The 15,476-nt window shown below is 48.8% G+C and carries 15 protein-coding genes; 5 read left to right on the plus strand and 10 right to left on the minus strand.

Annotated elements, in window-relative coordinates:
• Positions 1-113 precede the first annotated feature (113 nt).
• The 5 genes from pbpG to LVQ79_RS11780 all read right to left on the minus strand — a co-directional run bounded on the left by pbpG (position 114) and on the right by LVQ79_RS11780 (position 4,964).
• A complete protein-coding gene (gene pbpG, locus LVQ79_RS11760) occupies positions 114-1,055 on the minus strand; it encodes a D-alanyl-D-alanine endopeptidase (protein WP_232865067.1) in 942 nt (313 codons plus the stop codon).
• A gap of 132 nt (positions 1,056-1,187) precedes the next feature.
• Positions 1,188-1,775, minus strand: a complete 588-nt coding sequence (locus LVQ79_RS11765) for a Yip1 family protein (RefSeq protein WP_064517294.1) — start codon at positions 1,773-1,775, stop codon at positions 1,188-1,190.
• Between the two features lie 289 nt (positions 1,776-2,064).
• On the minus strand, positions 2,065-3,351 hold the full coding sequence (locus tag LVQ79_RS11770) for a TRAP transporter large permease (RefSeq protein ID WP_232865068.1): 1,287 nt from the start codon (positions 3,349-3,351) through the stop codon (positions 2,065-2,067).
• 15 nt (positions 3,352-3,366) lie between these two features.
• Entirely contained in the window at positions 3,367-3,876 is a 510-nt protein-coding gene (locus tag LVQ79_RS11775) for a TRAP transporter small permease (protein ID WP_232865069.1), read from the minus strand.
• Between the two features lie 98 nt (positions 3,877-3,974).
• Entirely contained in the window at positions 3,975-4,964 is a 990-nt protein-coding gene (locus LVQ79_RS11780) for a TRAP transporter substrate-binding protein (protein ID WP_232865070.1), read from the minus strand.
• A gap of 230 nt (positions 4,965-5,194) precedes the next feature.
• Here LVQ79_RS11780 and LVQ79_RS11785 point away from each other — a divergent pair, with 230 nt between their 5' ends.
• Positions 5,195-5,764, plus strand: a complete 570-nt coding sequence (locus LVQ79_RS11785; RefSeq protein WP_232865071.1) for a DedA family protein — start codon at positions 5,195-5,197, stop codon at positions 5,762-5,764.
• Here LVQ79_RS11785 and LVQ79_RS11790 read toward each other — a convergent pair.
• The 3 genes from LVQ79_RS11790 to LVQ79_RS11800 all read right to left on the minus strand — a co-directional run bounded on the left by LVQ79_RS11790 (position 5,761) and on the right by LVQ79_RS11800 (position 8,675).
• Complete coding sequence (locus LVQ79_RS11790; protein ID WP_232865072.1) at positions 5,761-6,534, minus strand: SDR family oxidoreductase; 774 nt, start codon at positions 6,532-6,534, stop codon at positions 5,761-5,763. The two genes, LVQ79_RS11785 and LVQ79_RS11790, sit on opposite strands and share 4 nt — an antisense overlap.
• Positions 6,535-6,599: 65 nt before the next feature.
• Entirely contained in the window at positions 6,600-8,045 is a 1,446-nt protein-coding gene (gene mdtQ, locus LVQ79_RS11795; protein WP_232865073.1) for a multidrug resistance outer membrane protein MdtQ, read from the minus strand.
• A gap of 165 nt (positions 8,046-8,210) precedes the next feature.
• Entirely contained in the window at positions 8,211-8,675 is a 465-nt protein-coding gene (locus LVQ79_RS11800; RefSeq protein ID WP_232865074.1) for a winged helix-turn-helix transcriptional regulator, read from the minus strand.
• Between the two features lie 242 nt (positions 8,676-8,917).
• Between LVQ79_RS11800 and LVQ79_RS11805 the strand changes: the two genes are divergently transcribed.
• The 4 genes from LVQ79_RS11805 (at position 8,918) to LVQ79_RS11820 (ending at position 12,159) form a co-directional block, all read left to right on the plus strand.
• A complete protein-coding gene (locus LVQ79_RS11805) occupies positions 8,918-10,066 on the plus strand; it encodes an MFS transporter (RefSeq protein ID WP_232865152.1) in 1,149 nt (382 codons plus the stop codon).
• 130 nt (positions 10,067-10,196) lie between these two features.
• Positions 10,197-10,934, plus strand: a complete 738-nt coding sequence (locus LVQ79_RS11810; protein WP_232865075.1) for a class I SAM-dependent methyltransferase — start codon at positions 10,197-10,199, stop codon at positions 10,932-10,934.
• Positions 10,935-11,040: 106 nt separating this feature from the next.
• On the plus strand, positions 11,041-11,124 hold the full coding sequence (gene yohP, locus LVQ79_RS11815; protein ID WP_072009412.1) for a small membrane protein YohP: 84 nt from the start codon (positions 11,041-11,043) through the stop codon (positions 11,122-11,124).
• Positions 11,125-11,244: 120 nt separating this feature from the next.
• Complete coding sequence (locus tag LVQ79_RS11820) at positions 11,245-12,159, plus strand: LysR family transcriptional regulator (protein ID WP_232865076.1); 915 nt, start codon at positions 11,245-11,247, stop codon at positions 12,157-12,159.
• 57 nt (positions 12,160-12,216) lie between these two features.
• On the opposite strand, the gene LVQ79_RS11825 is transcribed toward LVQ79_RS11820, so the two are convergent.
• Positions 12,217-13,608 carry a glycoside hydrolase family 1 protein gene (locus LVQ79_RS11825; RefSeq protein WP_232865077.1) on the minus strand — a complete coding sequence of 464 codons (1,392 nt, stop codon included), beginning with the start codon at positions 13,606-13,608 and terminating at the stop codon, positions 12,217-12,219.
• Positions 13,609-13,618: 10 nt separating this feature from the next.
• On the minus strand, positions 13,619-15,466 hold the full coding sequence (bglF, locus tag LVQ79_RS11830) for a PTS beta-glucoside transporter subunit IIABC (RefSeq protein WP_232865078.1): 1,848 nt from the start codon (positions 15,464-15,466) through the stop codon (positions 13,619-13,621).
• Positions 15,467-15,476 lie beyond the last annotated feature (10 nt).

The following is a 15,476-nucleotide window of genomic DNA, read 5'->3' on the forward strand; positions in this document are numbered from 1 at the left end:
CTTTGTTGGCTACGCTCATTCGCCCGAATCACTTAGTTCACTAAGCTAATCGGGACTCATTCACTTGCCGCCTTGCTGTAACTCGAATTATTTAGGGTATCGTTTGATTTGCCTTAATCGTCAAGCGCATTACTCTGCGTACTATTGCTCGCCATTTGCGCAGCTTTTTGCTTTTTATAAGCCAGGGCCGAGCCCGGAACTGGCGTCACCTTGCCGGTTTCCAGATAGTTGCGCAGACGGTTTGCATCCGCAAAGTGGGTGTATTTCCCGAACGCATCCAACACCACCAATGCCACCGGTCGATTGTTAATCATGGTGCGCATCACTAAACAATGTCCGGCATTGTTAGTAAAGCCGGTTTTAGTCAGTTGAATATTCCACTTGTTGTTATAAACCAAATGGTTGGTGTTACGGAACGGCAGCGTATACGGCGGGTTGGCAAAGGTCGCCATATCTTCTTTGGTGGTACTCAGCTGACCGAGCATCGGATATTGTTTAGAGGCAATCAGCAGCTTAGACAAGTCGCGCGCTGTAGAGACGTTGTGAATCGAAAGCCCGGTCGGTTCAACATAACGCGTATGGGTCATTCCAAGAGATTTTGCTTTCGCATTCATGGCGCGAATAAATGCGTTATAGCCACCAGGATAATGGTGTGCCAGGCTCGCTGCCGCACGGTTTTCTGAAGACATTAATGCCAACAGCATCATGTCTTTACGGTCGATTTTACTATTCAGGCGTACGCGGGAATAAATTCCTTTCATTTCCGGCGTTTGGCTAATATCGACACTCAGCATTTCATCCATCGGTAACTTCGCATCAAGCACCACCATTGCTGTCATCAATTTGGTAATTGAGGCAATCGGGCGTACCAGATCAGGATGGCTGGAATAGAGAACTTTATTGGTTTGCAGATCGACGATCATGGCACTACCAGAGGCGATCTCTTGCCCGGCACTGACCTGTTGTACGGCGGTTTTATTCGCAGCCTGGGAAGCGAATGGTACGGCAATCATCAGCGCAAGGCTGAGCAACGAAAGACGAATTTTTGTCGGCATGGTGACACTTCTGTAAGTATTCAAAAAAATAATGTGCCCTTCGAATCTCTTCACAGCGCGTATGAATAGATGAGGCGCCAGCATAATACGCTGACGCCCCTGAAACCTGCCACTATTGATTCGTAACAATTATCAGAATAGACGATAACCATAACCCCAAAGAATAACACTCAGGGCTAACAGTACCTCAAGCACCAGCACGCCGATGGCGAGTGTTGAGCTGGAAAAACTCATCCCCTCTTCTTTGTTGATGCCAAGAAACTCAGGTACACCCACATACAACAGGTATCCGGTGTAAATAAGGGCTGCGGCCCCTACCAGCACGCATAACCACACCAATGGATACAATGCGACTAAACCGCTGATAAACAGCGGAGTTGCTACGTAACCTGCAAACACCATGCAACGAGCAAGCGACGGGCGATGCGGGTAGTTACGCGCCATCCACCAGATGACTCGCCCCATGACGGCCACACCAGCCAGCATCAGGGCATAAAACAGTACGCCTAAATAGAATCCGTTAAACATCGATAATTGAACGAAGGTACCATCACCAAAATTCCAGCCAATTTGGGTTGTGCCAATAAACGCACAGATAACCGGAATGGCCGCCATGATTAATACATGGTGAGTGTAGTGATGCGTTACCGTTTCGTTCTCGCGTTTTATGTCCTGCATTTCACGATTAGGGTGGGAAAAAAGCCCCCAGACATGACTCATAACGCCTCCTGACATGCCAAAAAAATCGATTGAGCACAGTCAAAGTATAATGCACAGCGGCTTGATTGTTTTTTAATCACCTGAAAATATCTGGCGTTCATTTTTATGGCTCATCTGTTCTCAAAAGTGGTGTATTCACTACATTTATTCAGCGGAGCGGGGTTTGTATTGATAGTGATACTGTCTTTAGGTGAGCGTTGGCTTAAACAAAAGTCGGTAAATTTCCGACCTGAGCAGCAATAAGCAAGAAAGCACGCCGCCCATGCTGGCGGTGTGCTTTCTCAGGTGATTACATCATCCCCATGAAACGTGGCAACCACAGTGAAATAGCCGGAACATAAGTTACCAACAGCAATACCAGCACCAGAATGGCATAGAACGGCAGCATCGATTTCACCACTTCTTCTATCTTCTGCTTACTCACCGCACTGGCGACAAACAGCACTGAACCGACAGGTGGCGTAATTAAACCGATCCCCAGGTTAACCATCATGATCATCCCAAAGTGTACCGGGTCGATACCCAGCGCATTTGTCACTGGCAGAAGCACAGGTGTTAAAATCAGGATAATTGGTGCCATATCCATCAGCGTGCCAATCAGCAACAGCATGATATTGATATAAATAAGAATGACGTATTTGTTATCAGAAATTGAGGTGAAGAATTCAGTGATACGCGCTGGCAACTGCATGTAGGTCATTACTGCGCCAAAAGCGGATGCAAAACCGATAAGTATCATTACGATAGTGACCGTTTTTACCGTGCGGAACATAAGTTTTGGTAACTCGCTCCATTTGTAGTCACGATAGATAAACATGGTCACAAAGAATGCCCAAAGACAGGCAACAGCCGCAGATTCAGTAGCAGTGAAAACACCAGATAAAATGCCCCCCAGAATAATGACCACAGTCATCAGGCCCCAACACGCATCCAGCAGAATTTTAAATGCCTGCTTCATCGGAATACGTTCACCTTTCGGATAACCGCGACGATGAGCAAAGAACAAGCACATCAGCATCAACGAAAGGCCTAGCAACAAGCCGGGTACAATACCTGCAATAAAAAGTGTGGCAATCGACACCGTACCGCCCGCAGCAAGTGAATAAATCACCGAGTTATGGCTTGGTGGAACCAAAATCGCCTGCACCGACCCACTCGCTGTCACGGCAGCGGCATAAGCTCGCGGGTAACCTTTTTTCTCCATCTCAGGGATCATTACCGTACCGATTGATGCGGTATCTGCCACAGAAGATCCTGAAATTGCACCGAAGAAAGTTGAAGCAACGATGTTAACCAGCGACAGCCCGCCACGAATAAAGCCAACGAATACGTAGGCAAAATTAACCAGACGACGAGCAATACCGCCTTCTGCCATTATCGCCCCGGCAAGAATAAAGAAAGGGATCGCCAACAAAGTAAATTTATTTACCCCGCTGGTTATTTGAATCATTAACGCTTCTAAAGGTAAATCAATCCATAATGCCCCGGCAATAGCACTTAAACCTACGGCAAAGGCAACTGGCACACCGATTGCCAGTAATATTCCCAGAGAGGCTAATAAAATAAATGCGTCCATAATGACTCCTTGTTATTAACCGTGGTTACCAATTAATACCACCGGGCGCTGCTCCTGAGAGCCAAATGCCAGCCGCTCGATAATAAACAGCAATAAAACAAATGCGCCAATAGGCAAAGGTAAATAGGTTTGCCCTGAGGTAACAATAGGGAATTCAGCGACCGGTTGGTCCCATAAATCCAGACATAGGAAAAAGCTGTAATAAAGCATGGTCAAGGTCATACAGAGCATGCAAATATCCACCAGACGTGCGCAGAGTTTTTTCATAAAGTCTGGAAGCCTGTCCGTCATCATCGTTACCGCAATATGGGAACCTGCACGATAACTAACTGCGGCACCAATAAAGGTAAATGTCACCATGCAAATAATTGCGACTGGCTCAGGCCAGGACTCCCCACGATTAAGGACATAACGCGAGAATATACCGATGGGGATAATGATTGTCATAGTTAATAATGCAATACCCGAAACTGCCATTGCCGTTAAATAAAGCCGATCCATCCATGGTAAATAATAACGAGCCATACGCCACCTTCACAAAACTCAGCACCTGCCAGAATATTTCCGGCAGGGTACTGATGAGTGTATAAATTAAGAGTAATTAATTAGGTCAAGTTTAAAAACTAAGACTTGTTTGCATCGGCAATCGCCTGTATTAACGCCTGATGTTTTTCACCATATTGTTGGCGTACAGGCTCCGTGGCTTTAATGAAGTAAGAGCGATCAATTTCATGGAAGGTCACCCCACCTGCCTTCATTTTATCAACTGCTTTCTGGGTGTAGTCCTGCCACAGCTTACGCTGCTCAAACTGCGCTTCACGGGCGAGGGTCAGGATTTTTTGTTGATCTTCCGGCTTGAGTTTGTCCCATCTTATTTTGGAATAGAGGAATACTTCAGGGGTAATAAAGTGGCCGCTCAGAGTGTAGTTTTTCGATACTGGCATATAGTTGTGCGCCACAAATGTTGGTGGGTTATTTTCAGCACCGTCTATTACACCGGTCTGCATGCCACTAAACACTTCACTCACGCCCATAGAAACAGAGTTTGCCCCCATCGCTTTTAACGTCGCCAATGCGACCGGGCTACCCTGGACACGAATTTTCATGCCTTTTAAGTCTTCTGGCGTTACAACAGGTTTTTTAGTTATTAAATTACGCGTACCGGAATCCATCCAGCCGAGGAATACTAATTTTGATTTAGGGTTATTGGTAATTTTATCACCGATTTCTTTACCTATATTTCCATCAACCACTTTATGCATGTGATCTTCATTTTCAAAAATATACGGTAGGGTAAAAACCTCTATTTCCGGGAGAATGGCTGCCACAGGTGCCATTGATACACGAATCATGTCAATTGCCCCCATTTGTGCCTGTTCAATCATCTGTTTTTCATCACCCAGTACACCGCCAGGGAACATTTTAATTTCCAGATTACCGTTCGTTTGTTGCTTAAGCTTTTCACCCATTTTCTCTACTGCAACAACATTCGGGTAACCTGCCGGGTGAACATCAGCTGCTTTAATAACTTGTGCTAAAACAGAAGGAGTAAACAATATTGCGGCACCGGTGATACATAAACCCGTAACCAAAGGGAGCAATTTTTTAGACATTAGGCATCCTTTCTTGTGAAATAATGTACTTTATTAATTAAACCATCGTTTTATTTTTGCGAATTGAAATTAAACCAATTGTTATTAATAGAATTTGAATGAGTTCACATAAACAACTTAACCCCTGTTATTTGTAGTGCTTTTGTGACTTGCACCACGCCAAAACACAGAAGTGTCGTAACAACCGCTATACTATTGTTGTAAAAGAACAAGGAGTTAGATTCATCATTGTGGATATTAATAATCTGATTGAGCATTACGGCTATGCCGCACTGGTTGTGGGTAGCATGGCGGAAGGGGAAACAATTACACTGCTAGGCGGCGTTGTAGCACACCAGGGGTTGCTCAAATTCCCGCTTGTGGTGCTGTCTGTCGCGCTCGGCGGCATGATTGGCGACCAACTGCTGTATCTGGTTGGCAGGCGTTTTGGTGGCACGATTTCAGAGCGTTTTAAAAGGCATCAGAAGAAGATCACTAAGGCGCAGAAGCTGATTAACCGCCACCCTTACTGGTTTGTAATTGGTTCACGCTTTATGTACGGTTTTCGGGTGATTGGGCCGATTTTGATCGGTGCCAGCCGCCTACCCCCGAAAATATTCCTCCCTCTTAACATCGTTGGCGCATTAATTTGGGCAACGCTTTTCACCACGCTCGGATATGTGGGCGGTGAAGTCGTTGGCCCATGGCTGCATAACCTGGACCAACATGTTAAGCACTGGATTTGGTTGCTCGGCGTGGTCGCCTTAGTGTGGCTGGTGCGATTGTGGTTTAAACACCGCGAGAATAATCAGCAAGACTAACCTTTCGGTTTGAAATGCGGGTTGGCAAACATAAAACCACCGTCGACGATAAACGATTGTCCGGTGGTGTAGCTGGCACTTTCTGAACAAAGCCATGCAACCAGGCTGGCTATTTCCTCGGTATCCCCCGCTCTCCCTAGTGGGATTTCCGGTATTTTGCTCCCCGCACCGTCGCCTTCTTTCATGTCGTTCATCGGCGTGGCGACAGCCCCAGGAGCCACGGCATTGACCAGGATTTTATGGTGCACCAGCTCCATTGCCATTGATTTAGTTAACCCACCCAACGCGTGTTTTGCCGCCGTGTACGCGCAGGCTTCAGGAAGCGGCGTGTGCTCGTGAACAGAGGTGATATTCACGATTCGCCCCCCCTCACCTTGCGAAATCATCGCCCGTGCCACTTTTTGCGAGCAGAGAAATGCGCCGTCTACATCGACAGTAAAAAGCTTACGCCACTCTTCGAGAGTGACATCAAGGAAAGGATTTTTGCTCATCGCACCCGCATTATTCACCAGCGCGTCGACACGTCCGAAACGGCTAATCAGTTCATCAATACCTGCGGCTCCGTCAGGCAGGTTGGCTAAATCAAGCTGTACAGTTTCGGCTCGTCGCCCGTACCCCCTGACCTGGTCTGCTGTTTCTTGCGCACCCTGTTCATCGGAATGCCAGGTGATACCCACGTCATAGCCTTGCTGCGCGAGAAGCAGCGCGCATTTTTTGCCAATTCCTGAATCCGACGCCGTGACGATAACGACTTTATTAGCCCCAGACATCACCACCTCCAGAGTACATTTTGACCTGTACGTAATTATAGGAGGTGGAGAAAAATCCGTGTTCGTTACGCTTTTCCTGCCCGATAACCCCCACCTAATGCAGAGACTAACTGCACATCAGCGTTCAGCCACTGGCCGTGGAGCTGAATGGCTTTGGCCTGCTCGGAGAGATCTGGCAGCAACGCGGCACTCATCTTCGCACCGGAAATAATACCGGCTTTATAACGAGCTTGGGCAAGCGTCTTGAGTTTTTGCGTGCCTTGCAAAACGGTAACCTGGTGCTGGTTTTCAGCCGCAATAGCATTCAATTGGCTTGCTGCTTTCTCCACATCATTTACCGCTCCAACAACAGCTTTGTTGTAGCTGGCAATCGACAAATTACTTTCCGCGCGCACGATATCGAGATTGGCATTGAGTCGGCCGCTGTCGAAGATGGGCAGCGTAAAGCCCCCAATCACGCCCATTTGCTGAGCGGAACCGCGGAACAAATCACTCAAGTGCAGAGCATCATTTTGCAAGAAGGCACTCAGGTTTACATCCGGGTAGAAAGCGGCTTTTGCGGCATCAACACTGCTCAGTGAGGATTCGATGTACCAGTGCGCCTCCTGAAGATCTGGGCGACGAGCCAACAGTTCATAACCCATATGATCAGGTACCTGGCTTTTCACGCTAGGCAGCGGTACACGTTTAATATTTGATGCGGCATGGGCGTCACCGGTAATTGCGGCGAGCTGCGCTTTAGCCATGTTGATACGCCCATCTATTTCATCAATCTGCTGCTGAGTTTTCACGAAATCGATATTGGGTTCTACGCCGTCCACCGATGAGTTAATCCCTTCGGCATACAGGCTTGTCTCTACATCAACTATCTTCTTCTGCGCAGCAAGTGTTTGTTGTTTCAAATCTTTTAATGCCAACAGGGTCTGCATATCCCAATACAAACGCACGACATTTGCCGAAATAACCTGTTTTGCCTGGGCCAACTCCGCCTGCTTCGCCCTCATGACACCCACTTTAGCTTCCACTTCCGAGCGGTTTTTACCCCACAAGTCCAGATCCCAACTGGCGGTCAGCCCAAAGTTACCGTTGGTGTAGTACGGGCCTGTAGTACCTGCGGCTGGATCAGTCAGAGCAAAGGGCCCCATCACCCCCTCCTGGGACATTTTCTGACGCTCAATGTTAGCTGAGAAATCCATCTGCGGACCGTCGCTTGCCTCCTGCATTTGCGTCTGAGCCTGGGCAAGCTTAATACGCTGTTGCACGACGGCGAGGTCTGGTGAGTCTTTGAGCGAGCGTTCTACCAACCTGTCAATTTGGCTATCGTGGTAACCACGCCACCAATCACTGCCCGGCCAACCGTGTGCCAACTCAGGCGGAAGTTTGGTATCAAGCTGTTGTGGAGGCGTTTTTTGAGCGAGAGGTGCATCGTCATCATGCATTGGCGCGCAGCCAGACAAAACGAGCATTAACGCGACGCCAGTCGCCGCGAGAGGGAAACGTGAGGAAGTCATAATTAGCCACAGAATAATAGAAAGGGCTCAGGTTACGCATTCCGGGACTGAAAAGTTTAGGTATCAGTGGCAATACACATAAGGTTAATAAGGGATACAATTTGAAATTGATTTACATCAATTATTATTACCATGCTAAATATAATCATAGTTACTACATATTCTTTAGGCGCTGTTTTCGGTTTTGACCACCAGGCGTCTGTGGCAGTCTCCGGGCTCGAGTTTTTTACCCCGAGCGGAACGCACTTCTAGTGGCAAAATGGTTTGTTCAAGCTCGTTATCCAGCAACACAGAGTGCGTCTCTCCTTTTTCGAACATGTAGCGCTCGCCCCACTGGCGCATAGCAACAACGATAGGAAAGACGGAACGTCCGCATTCTGTGAGCACATATTCTTTATAGGCACTACCATCTGAAGCTGGACGTATCTCAAGCACCCCAAGTTCGACCAACTGCTTCAACCGCACAGCCAGAATATTTTTTGCCAGACCCAGGTTTTTCTGAAACTCGCTGAACCGGCGAACATCGTCAAATGCCTCGCGAATTATCATCAAACACCATCGCTCGCCAATCGCCTCTAAAGTCCTTGCGACAGGGCATTCGCTGCCTGTGAGTGATTCCTGTTTAGCCATTTGAGCTTCCTTTTAATCGCGTACTTATATTTCGAGAGCATAATCGCATAACAAACTGGTTGCAAAATAAAACCACCACTGATAAAAACAAATAATCTGGTTGCTAAAAGCAACCACAATGTCACTGGAAATGAGTTATGAATATGAAACCAGTCGTATCAGTCGTTAAAACAGAAATAACAGCCGGCAGTACTGTTTCTAAAACAGAAAATAATAGTCAACACCACGCGCAGGCTGCTCCTTTGTTAACACCAGCTCTAACACTTCTCTTTTCATTGACGTCTGCGCTTGCCGTCGCGAATGTTTATTTTGCGCAGCCTCTCCTCGAATCTATGGCAAAAAGCTTCAGCGTACAGTCCGCTGCGATCGGTATGGTTGTGACAATGACTCAGGTCGGATATGGGGCTGGCCTACTTTTTATCGTTCCCCTTGGCGATATCGTTAATCGTAAATATCTCGTCATTACCCAGATGGTGCTTTTAGCGACAGCATTGTTCATTGCTGGTTTCTCTCAAAACTGGGCAACATTTCTGGGGGCGATGGTTTTTGTCGGACTAATGGCAGTAGTCGTTCAGATTGTGGTGGTCTATACGGCTTCGCTGGCGGCAGCACATCAGAGAGGAAAAGCCGTCGGTGCTGTGACAAGTGGAGTGGTACTGGGCATTCTCCTGGCTCGTTTTGCATCAGGTGTCATTGCCGACCTTGCGGGGTGGCGTGCCGTGTATTTGAGCTCTGCCTGCCTCATGCTGATGATGGCTGGCGTACTTTACAAAGCAATCCCCTCCTTGCCACAGCCACGGGTTAAGAGTTCTTATTGGGTGCTGATAAAGTCAGTATTTATGCTTTTTATAACTGAACCAACGCTAAGAGCCAGAGGGATATTTGCCCTGCTTATTTTTGCCGCTTTCAGCGTATTGTGGACATCCATGGTATTACCGCTAAGCGCGCAATCGCTCTCACATACTCAAATAGGTATGTTTGGCCTGGCAGGTATTGCTGGGGCATTAGCTGCGTCAAAAGCCGGGAAGTGGGCCGATCGGGGCATGGGACAACGTACTACGGGGTTATCACTGACCTTATTGCTGCTTTCCTGGTTACCCATTGCATTCGCCGAAAGATCCCTCCTGTTACTAATTGTTGGTGTCATAGTGCTGGATTTCGCCGTACAAGCGGTACACGTGACAAACCAGAGCCTTATATTTTCCGCAAGACCTAATGCACACAGCAGCCTGGTCGGGGCCTATATGTGCTTTTATTCTTTGGGTAGCGCACTGGGCGCCATCGCCTCAACCCAGTTTTACTCACTTTGGGGTTGGTACGCAGTATGCGCGTTAGGTGCAGGAATCAGTGCGGCAGCTTTGCTTTTCTGGTTATGGTTACAGAAAGAATGAAATTACAGCCAGAGGCATGGATTTTCTAAAGGTATACTTTGAGCAGTTCAATGTCTCACTATCAGCTCAGCAACGCAGATTTCTACCTGCTGATAGCCTGCCAATTACGGCTTTGCGAACAGGAGTTGCAATGACACAAAATATCTACGATAACCCCGCATTTTTTGAAGGATACGCCACGCTAGACCGCTCGATTAAAGGGTTGGATGGCGCACCTGAATGGCCAAGCATGCAAAAGCTACTTCCTGCGCTACAGGGAAAAACAGTAGTAGATTTAGGCTGCGGTTACGGCTGGTTTTGCCGTTACGCACATGACCAGGGTGCAGCAAATGTACTAGGGCTGGATGTCTCAGTAAAAATGCTGGAGAAGGCTCGGGAGATGACAACTGGCGAAGATATTGTTTTTCGCCGTGAAGATCTCGAGCAATTGCAGCTTGAGCCACAAAGCGTTGATCTGTTTTACAGCTCGCTGGCGCTGCATTATCTGGAAAATATTCCTGCGCTTTTTGCCACGCTTTATCAGACACTGGTACCTGGCGGTATGCTGGTGTTCTCTGCAGAACATCCGATTTATACCGCACCGCTACAGCAGGGTTGGCTATCTGACCAGAACGGACAAAAATCCTGGCCAGTGAATCACTATCAGCAAGAGGGCGAGCGCATCAGTAACTGGTTTGCCGACGGTGTTAAAAAGCAGCATCGCAAGCTTTCAAGCTGGATAAACGCACTCATTGCTAGTGGGTTTGTCATCGAGAAACTTGATGAGTGGGGCCCGAGTGCCGAGCAAATCGCGCAAAACCCAGCGCTTGATGAAGAAAAAGAACGCCCAATGATTTTCCTGCTGGCGGCGCGTAAACCACTTATCTAATTGCCTTCAACTATTCTCATTTTCTGCCCAAGGGGAGGTCACTCCCCCCGCGTTTTCCATCCTTGCCTATACTCTTTAAACACTAGTCATAAAATAGGAAGCATTGATGAAAATTATTCTATGGGCAGTTTTGATTATCTTTATTATTGGCTTACTGGTCGTGACTGGCGTGTTTAAAATGATTTTCTGATATCTGCGGGTGCCACCATGGTGGCACCCCTTTGCTTATCCCTTCCTTCAATTTAAATCCCCTACACTTGCGAACCCTGGTGGCGAAGCATTATTATCACTCCAATTGATTGGAGAAATAATGACTATCAAAGAAAGTGATTTTCGCAAAATTGACCTCAACCTGCTGATTGCCTTTGCAGTTTTATTTCGCGAACAAAGCGTCTCGCTGGCGGCTGATAAGCTGCATCTGGGGCAGCCTGCGGTGAGCGGCTCGCTCGCTCGTCTACGGGAGATGTTTGACGACCCACTGTTTATTCGTAGCGGGCATCGTATGCAGCCTACCGCACGGGCATCAGAACTGCATGGCGAACTGATGCCGCTGCTTGAGCAATTGCAGAGCGCACTGTTCCAACAGGCAGAGTTCAACCCTGCGCATGCGAAAGCAACAGTTACCATCGGCATGAACGATTGGGTAGAGATGTGGCTGATGCCGCAACTGGTTCCTGCGTTGCGTGAACATGCCCCTGGCGTGCGCCTTAACGTAGTGGCAAGCGATCCTTTCACTGATGCGCAGCGTCTGGAAGGTGGCGAACTGGATATGATCATCAGCGTGGCGAATCAGTCAGCGCGCTGGATGGAGCGTGAACAGTTGAGTGCAATGGAGTTTGTTACTCTCTGGAATCCCACTCAGCTACAGCTTGAGGCACCGCTTAACGCAGAGACGTATGCCGCGCAGCAACATATCCTGGTGAGCTACCGTGAGGCCTCCAGTAGCCACATCGACACATTGTTAGCCAGGCAGGGTCTAAAACGTGAGATTAGCTACACCACGCCGCATTTCTCCGCTTTACCGGGTTTATTAAGCATGATGCCTGTGCTTGCGACCGTGCCGCAGGGGCTTTGTGAGAGTTGGCAGAAAACATGGGGATTACGCAGCAGCCCTGTTCCGCTGGAGATGGCCCCGTTTGATGTGGCATTGCTATGGCATCAGCGCCATAACAGTGACGCGGCGCTAATGTGGGTTCGTGGTTTTATTAAGCGCCTGGTGGGTTAAGCTTATTTAAAATAAAATGCCATCCGCCAAATGTCGGATGGCGCAAGCTTATCCGGCCTACTTCAGACTCGCCCCATTACTGGCAATCACTTCTTTATACCAGTTGAAGCTTTTCTTACGGCGGCGCTCAAGGGTACCGTTGCCCTGGTCGTCGCGATCGACATAGATAAAGCCGTAGCGCTTAGATAACTCAGCTTTCGATGCGCTCACCAGGTCAATTGGCCCCCAGCAGGTGTAGCCCAGCACTTCCACGCCATCTTCAATCGCTTCGCGCACCTGCACCAGGTGGTCGTTGAGGTAGCTAATGCGGTAGTCGTCATGCACTGTGCCATCGGCTTCGAGCTTGTCTTTAGCACCAAGACCGTTTTCAACAATAAACAGTGGTTTCTGATAACGATCCCACAGCTTGTTGAGCAAAATACGCAGGCCTACTGGGTCAATCTGCCAGCCCCACTCAGAACTCGGCAGGTGCGGGTTTGGCACCATATTGAGGATATTGCCACGCGCCTTCTCATTCAGAGCTTCATCAGAAGTGACGCAACCCGTCATGTAATAGCTGAACGAAATAAAGTCGATTGTGGTTTTCAGCGCTTCGCGGTCGCTATCTGAGATCTCAAGCTTAATGCCATTGTCGCGGAAGTAACGCAGCATATAGCCCGGGTACTCGCCCCGACACTGCACATCACCAAAGAACAACCAGTTACGGTTTTCCTGCATGGTTTCCAGCACGTCTTCTGGCTTACAGCTGAGCGGATAAACCAGGCCACCAAGCAGCATGTTACCGATACGCGCATCGGGAATGATTTCGTGGCAGACTTTCACGGCCAACGCACTGGCGACCAGCTGATGGTGAATCGCCTGATAAATTTCTGCTTTGCTGCTGCTCTCACTTAGCCCAACACCCGTCATTGGCGCATGCAGCGACATGTTGATTTCGTTAAAGGTCAGCCACAGTTTCACTTTGTTTTTATATCGCGTGAACACGGTGCGGGCGTAACGCTCAAAGAATGTGATGACTTCACGATTGCCCCAACCGCCATAATTTTTCACCAGTCCCCACGGCATTTCGTAGTGGGACAGCGTCACCATTGGCGTGATGTTATGTTTCGCCAATTCATCAAACAAACGGTCGTAATAGGCAAGGCCCACTTCATTTGGCTGAGTTTCGTCCCCTTGCGGGAAAATACGCGTCCAGGCAATTGAGACGCGCAGGCAGCTAAAGCCCATTTCTGCAAACAGCGCGATATCCTCTGGATAGCGGTGGTAGAAATCAATGGCGACGTCTTTAATGCCAAAATCACCTGGTTTGCGTTCGGCGACATCACCAAATACGCCATGCGGCTGAACGTCGGACGTAGAAATCCCCTTTCCGTCTTCCTGCCACGCGCCTTCTACCTGATTTGCGGCAATCGCGCCGCCCCACAGAAACTTCTCAGGAAATGCTTTCATCTACTTCTCCTTAATGTTGAACCGTCAGGAACGGCATGCCCGAATCAATGGAATGGCTATTAGTCATACGTGTCACTGCTGTGTATTCATCGCTATTGCTGATAATCACCGGCGTCGCCAGGTCGTATCCAGCATCCAGGATGGCCTGCCTGTCGAATTCAATGAGCAGGTCACCTGGCTTAATTTTGTCCCCCACCTTCACATGGGTCGTGAAGTGCTGACCATTCAGTTTTACCGTATCAATACCGATGTGAATGAGTACTTCAATGCCGCTATTGCTAAGTAAACCAATGGCATGGCGTGTCTGGAATAACGAGGCTACTTCGCCATAGAAAGGTGCGATAACCTTGCCAGTGAGTGGAATGATTGCCGCCCCCTCACCGAGCAAACCACTGGCGAATGTGGAATCAGGGACCTGATCCATCGCCAGAACGGTGCCGCTCATTGGTGCAAGAATGTCGTTTTCACTCGTGTTCGTCGCGACATTCTCTGTGGCTTCGCTGCGAGGTAATCCCGCGATATAGGTCAGCGCGCAAGCCAGTACCAAAGCCAGAACCATCCCAATTACCGCGCCCCACACGCTGGCATCAATACCGCCTGGCGGAATCATTTGCGCGATGGTGAAGATATTGGCAAAGCCAAATGAATAAACGTTACTGTGGCTGAACCCCACGATGGCACCACCAAACGCCCCTGCTACACATCCGAAAATAAACGGACGACGATTTGGTAATGTGACGCCATAAACGGCGGGTTCAGTGATACCAAAGATCCCGGCACTCACCGCCGACCCTGCCAGCATTTTCAAGCGTGTATCACGAGTTCGCAGGAAGACCCCGAGACAGGCACCAACCTGCCCCATAATCGCCGGAAGCAGCAGCGGCAACAGTGTGTCGTGCCCAAATACCGATAAATTGTTAATCATCAGCGGCACCATGCCCCAGTGCAGGCCGAAGATAACGCACACCTGCCAGATAGCACCCATCACGGCACCTGCAAGCCAGGGTGCAAAGGTGTAAATCGCCTGATATCCATGCGCCAGCATCTGGCTAAGCCACGTTGCCGCCGGGCCAATCAAAAGGAAAGTCAACGGTACGGTAATCGCGAGGCAAAACAGTGGGGTAAAGAAATTACGCACCGCAGAAGGCAGCAGCTTGTTGCCCTGCTTTTCCACCCAACAACTTACCCATGCAGCAAAAATAATGGGGATAACCGATGAGCTGTAGTTAATAAAAGTAATGGGTATGCCGAGGAAATATTCAGTCGCAGCGCCCGCATCTAATGCCTGCATCACCACCGGGTGGGTTAACGCTCCACCAATGGCCATGGTAATAAATGGGTTTCCACCAAATTTCTTGCCTGCCGTATAACCGAGCACCAGCGGGAAGAAATAAAACAGTGCGTCACTTGCCGCAAACCATAGCTTGTAAGTACCGCTATCGGTCGCCAGCCAGCCGAACACCACCGCCATAGCCAGTAAGCCTTTGAGAATACCCGAGGCCGCCATCACACCAATAAAAGGGGTGAAAACTGCCGAGACAATATCAATCAATCGGCTGAGCAGACTGACTTTTTCACCTGATTCCTGTTCTTGTTGGGCTGTATCTTCCGTAATCCCCGCTTCAGCACAAACGGCGTTGTAAACATCATGGACGTGGTTACCAATCACCACCTGGAATTGACCGCCGCTTTCCACCACCATAATGACGCCCGGATTTTTTTTGAGCGTCTCCGCTGCGGCTTTTTTCGGGTCTTTTAACTTAAAACGCAGCCGTGTAGCGCAATGCACCAGGCTTGCTATATTCTCGCGCCCACCAACATGGGTCAGAATGTCTCTGGCAACCTCTTGATATCCCATAATGCTTTCC

The sequence above is a fragment of the Buttiauxella cochleicola genome, from assembly GCF_021282405.1.
In the GTDB taxonomy this organism is placed as follows: Bacteria; Pseudomonadota; Gammaproteobacteria; order Enterobacterales; family Enterobacteriaceae; genus Buttiauxella; species Buttiauxella massiliensis.

Bases quoted from the DNA above. Each gene is read 5' to 3' on its own strand.
- LVQ79_RS11810 (WP_232865075.1), top strand. From the start codon at position 10,197: ATGACACAAAATATCTACGATAACCCCGCATTTTTTGAAGGATACGCC.
- mdtQ (WP_232865073.1), bottom strand. From the start codon at position 8,045: ATGACTTCCTCACGTTTCCCTCTCGCGGCGACTGGCGTCGCGTTAATG.
- bglF (WP_232865078.1), bottom strand. From the start codon at position 15,466: ATGGGATATCAAGAGGTTGCCAGAGACATTCTGACCCATGTTGGTGGG.
- LVQ79_RS11800 (WP_232865074.1), bottom strand. From the start codon at position 8,675: ATGGCTAAACAGGAATCACTCACAGGCAGCGAATGCCCTGTCGCAAGG.
- LVQ79_RS11765 (WP_064517294.1), bottom strand. From the start codon at position 1,775: ATGAGTCATGTCTGGGGGCTTTTTTCCCACCCTAATCGTGAAATGCAG.
- LVQ79_RS11770 (WP_232865068.1), bottom strand. From the start codon at position 3,351: ATGGACGCATTTATTTTATTAGCCTCTCTGGGAATATTACTGGCAATC.
- yohP (WP_072009412.1), top strand. From the start codon at position 11,041: ATGAAAATTATTCTATGGGCAGTTTTGATTATCTTTATTATTGGCTTA.
- LVQ79_RS11790 (WP_232865072.1), bottom strand. From the start codon at position 6,534: ATGTCTGGGGCTAATAAAGTCGTTATCGTCACGGCGTCGGATTCAGGA.
- LVQ79_RS11780 (WP_232865070.1), bottom strand. From the start codon at position 4,964: ATGTCTAAAAAATTGCTCCCTTTGGTTACGGGTTTATGTATCACCGGT.
- pbpG (WP_232865067.1), bottom strand. From the start codon at position 1,055: ATGCCGACAAAAATTCGTCTTTCGTTGCTCAGCCTTGCGCTGATGATT.
- LVQ79_RS11825 (WP_232865077.1), bottom strand. From the start codon at position 13,608: ATGAAAGCATTTCCTGAGAAGTTTCTGTGGGGCGGCGCGATTGCCGCA.
- LVQ79_RS11820 (WP_232865076.1), top strand. From the start codon at position 11,245: ATGACTATCAAAGAAAGTGATTTTCGCAAAATTGACCTCAACCTGCTG.
- LVQ79_RS11775 (WP_232865069.1), bottom strand. From the start codon at position 3,876: ATGGCTCGTTATTATTTACCATGGATGGATCGGCTTTATTTAACGGCA.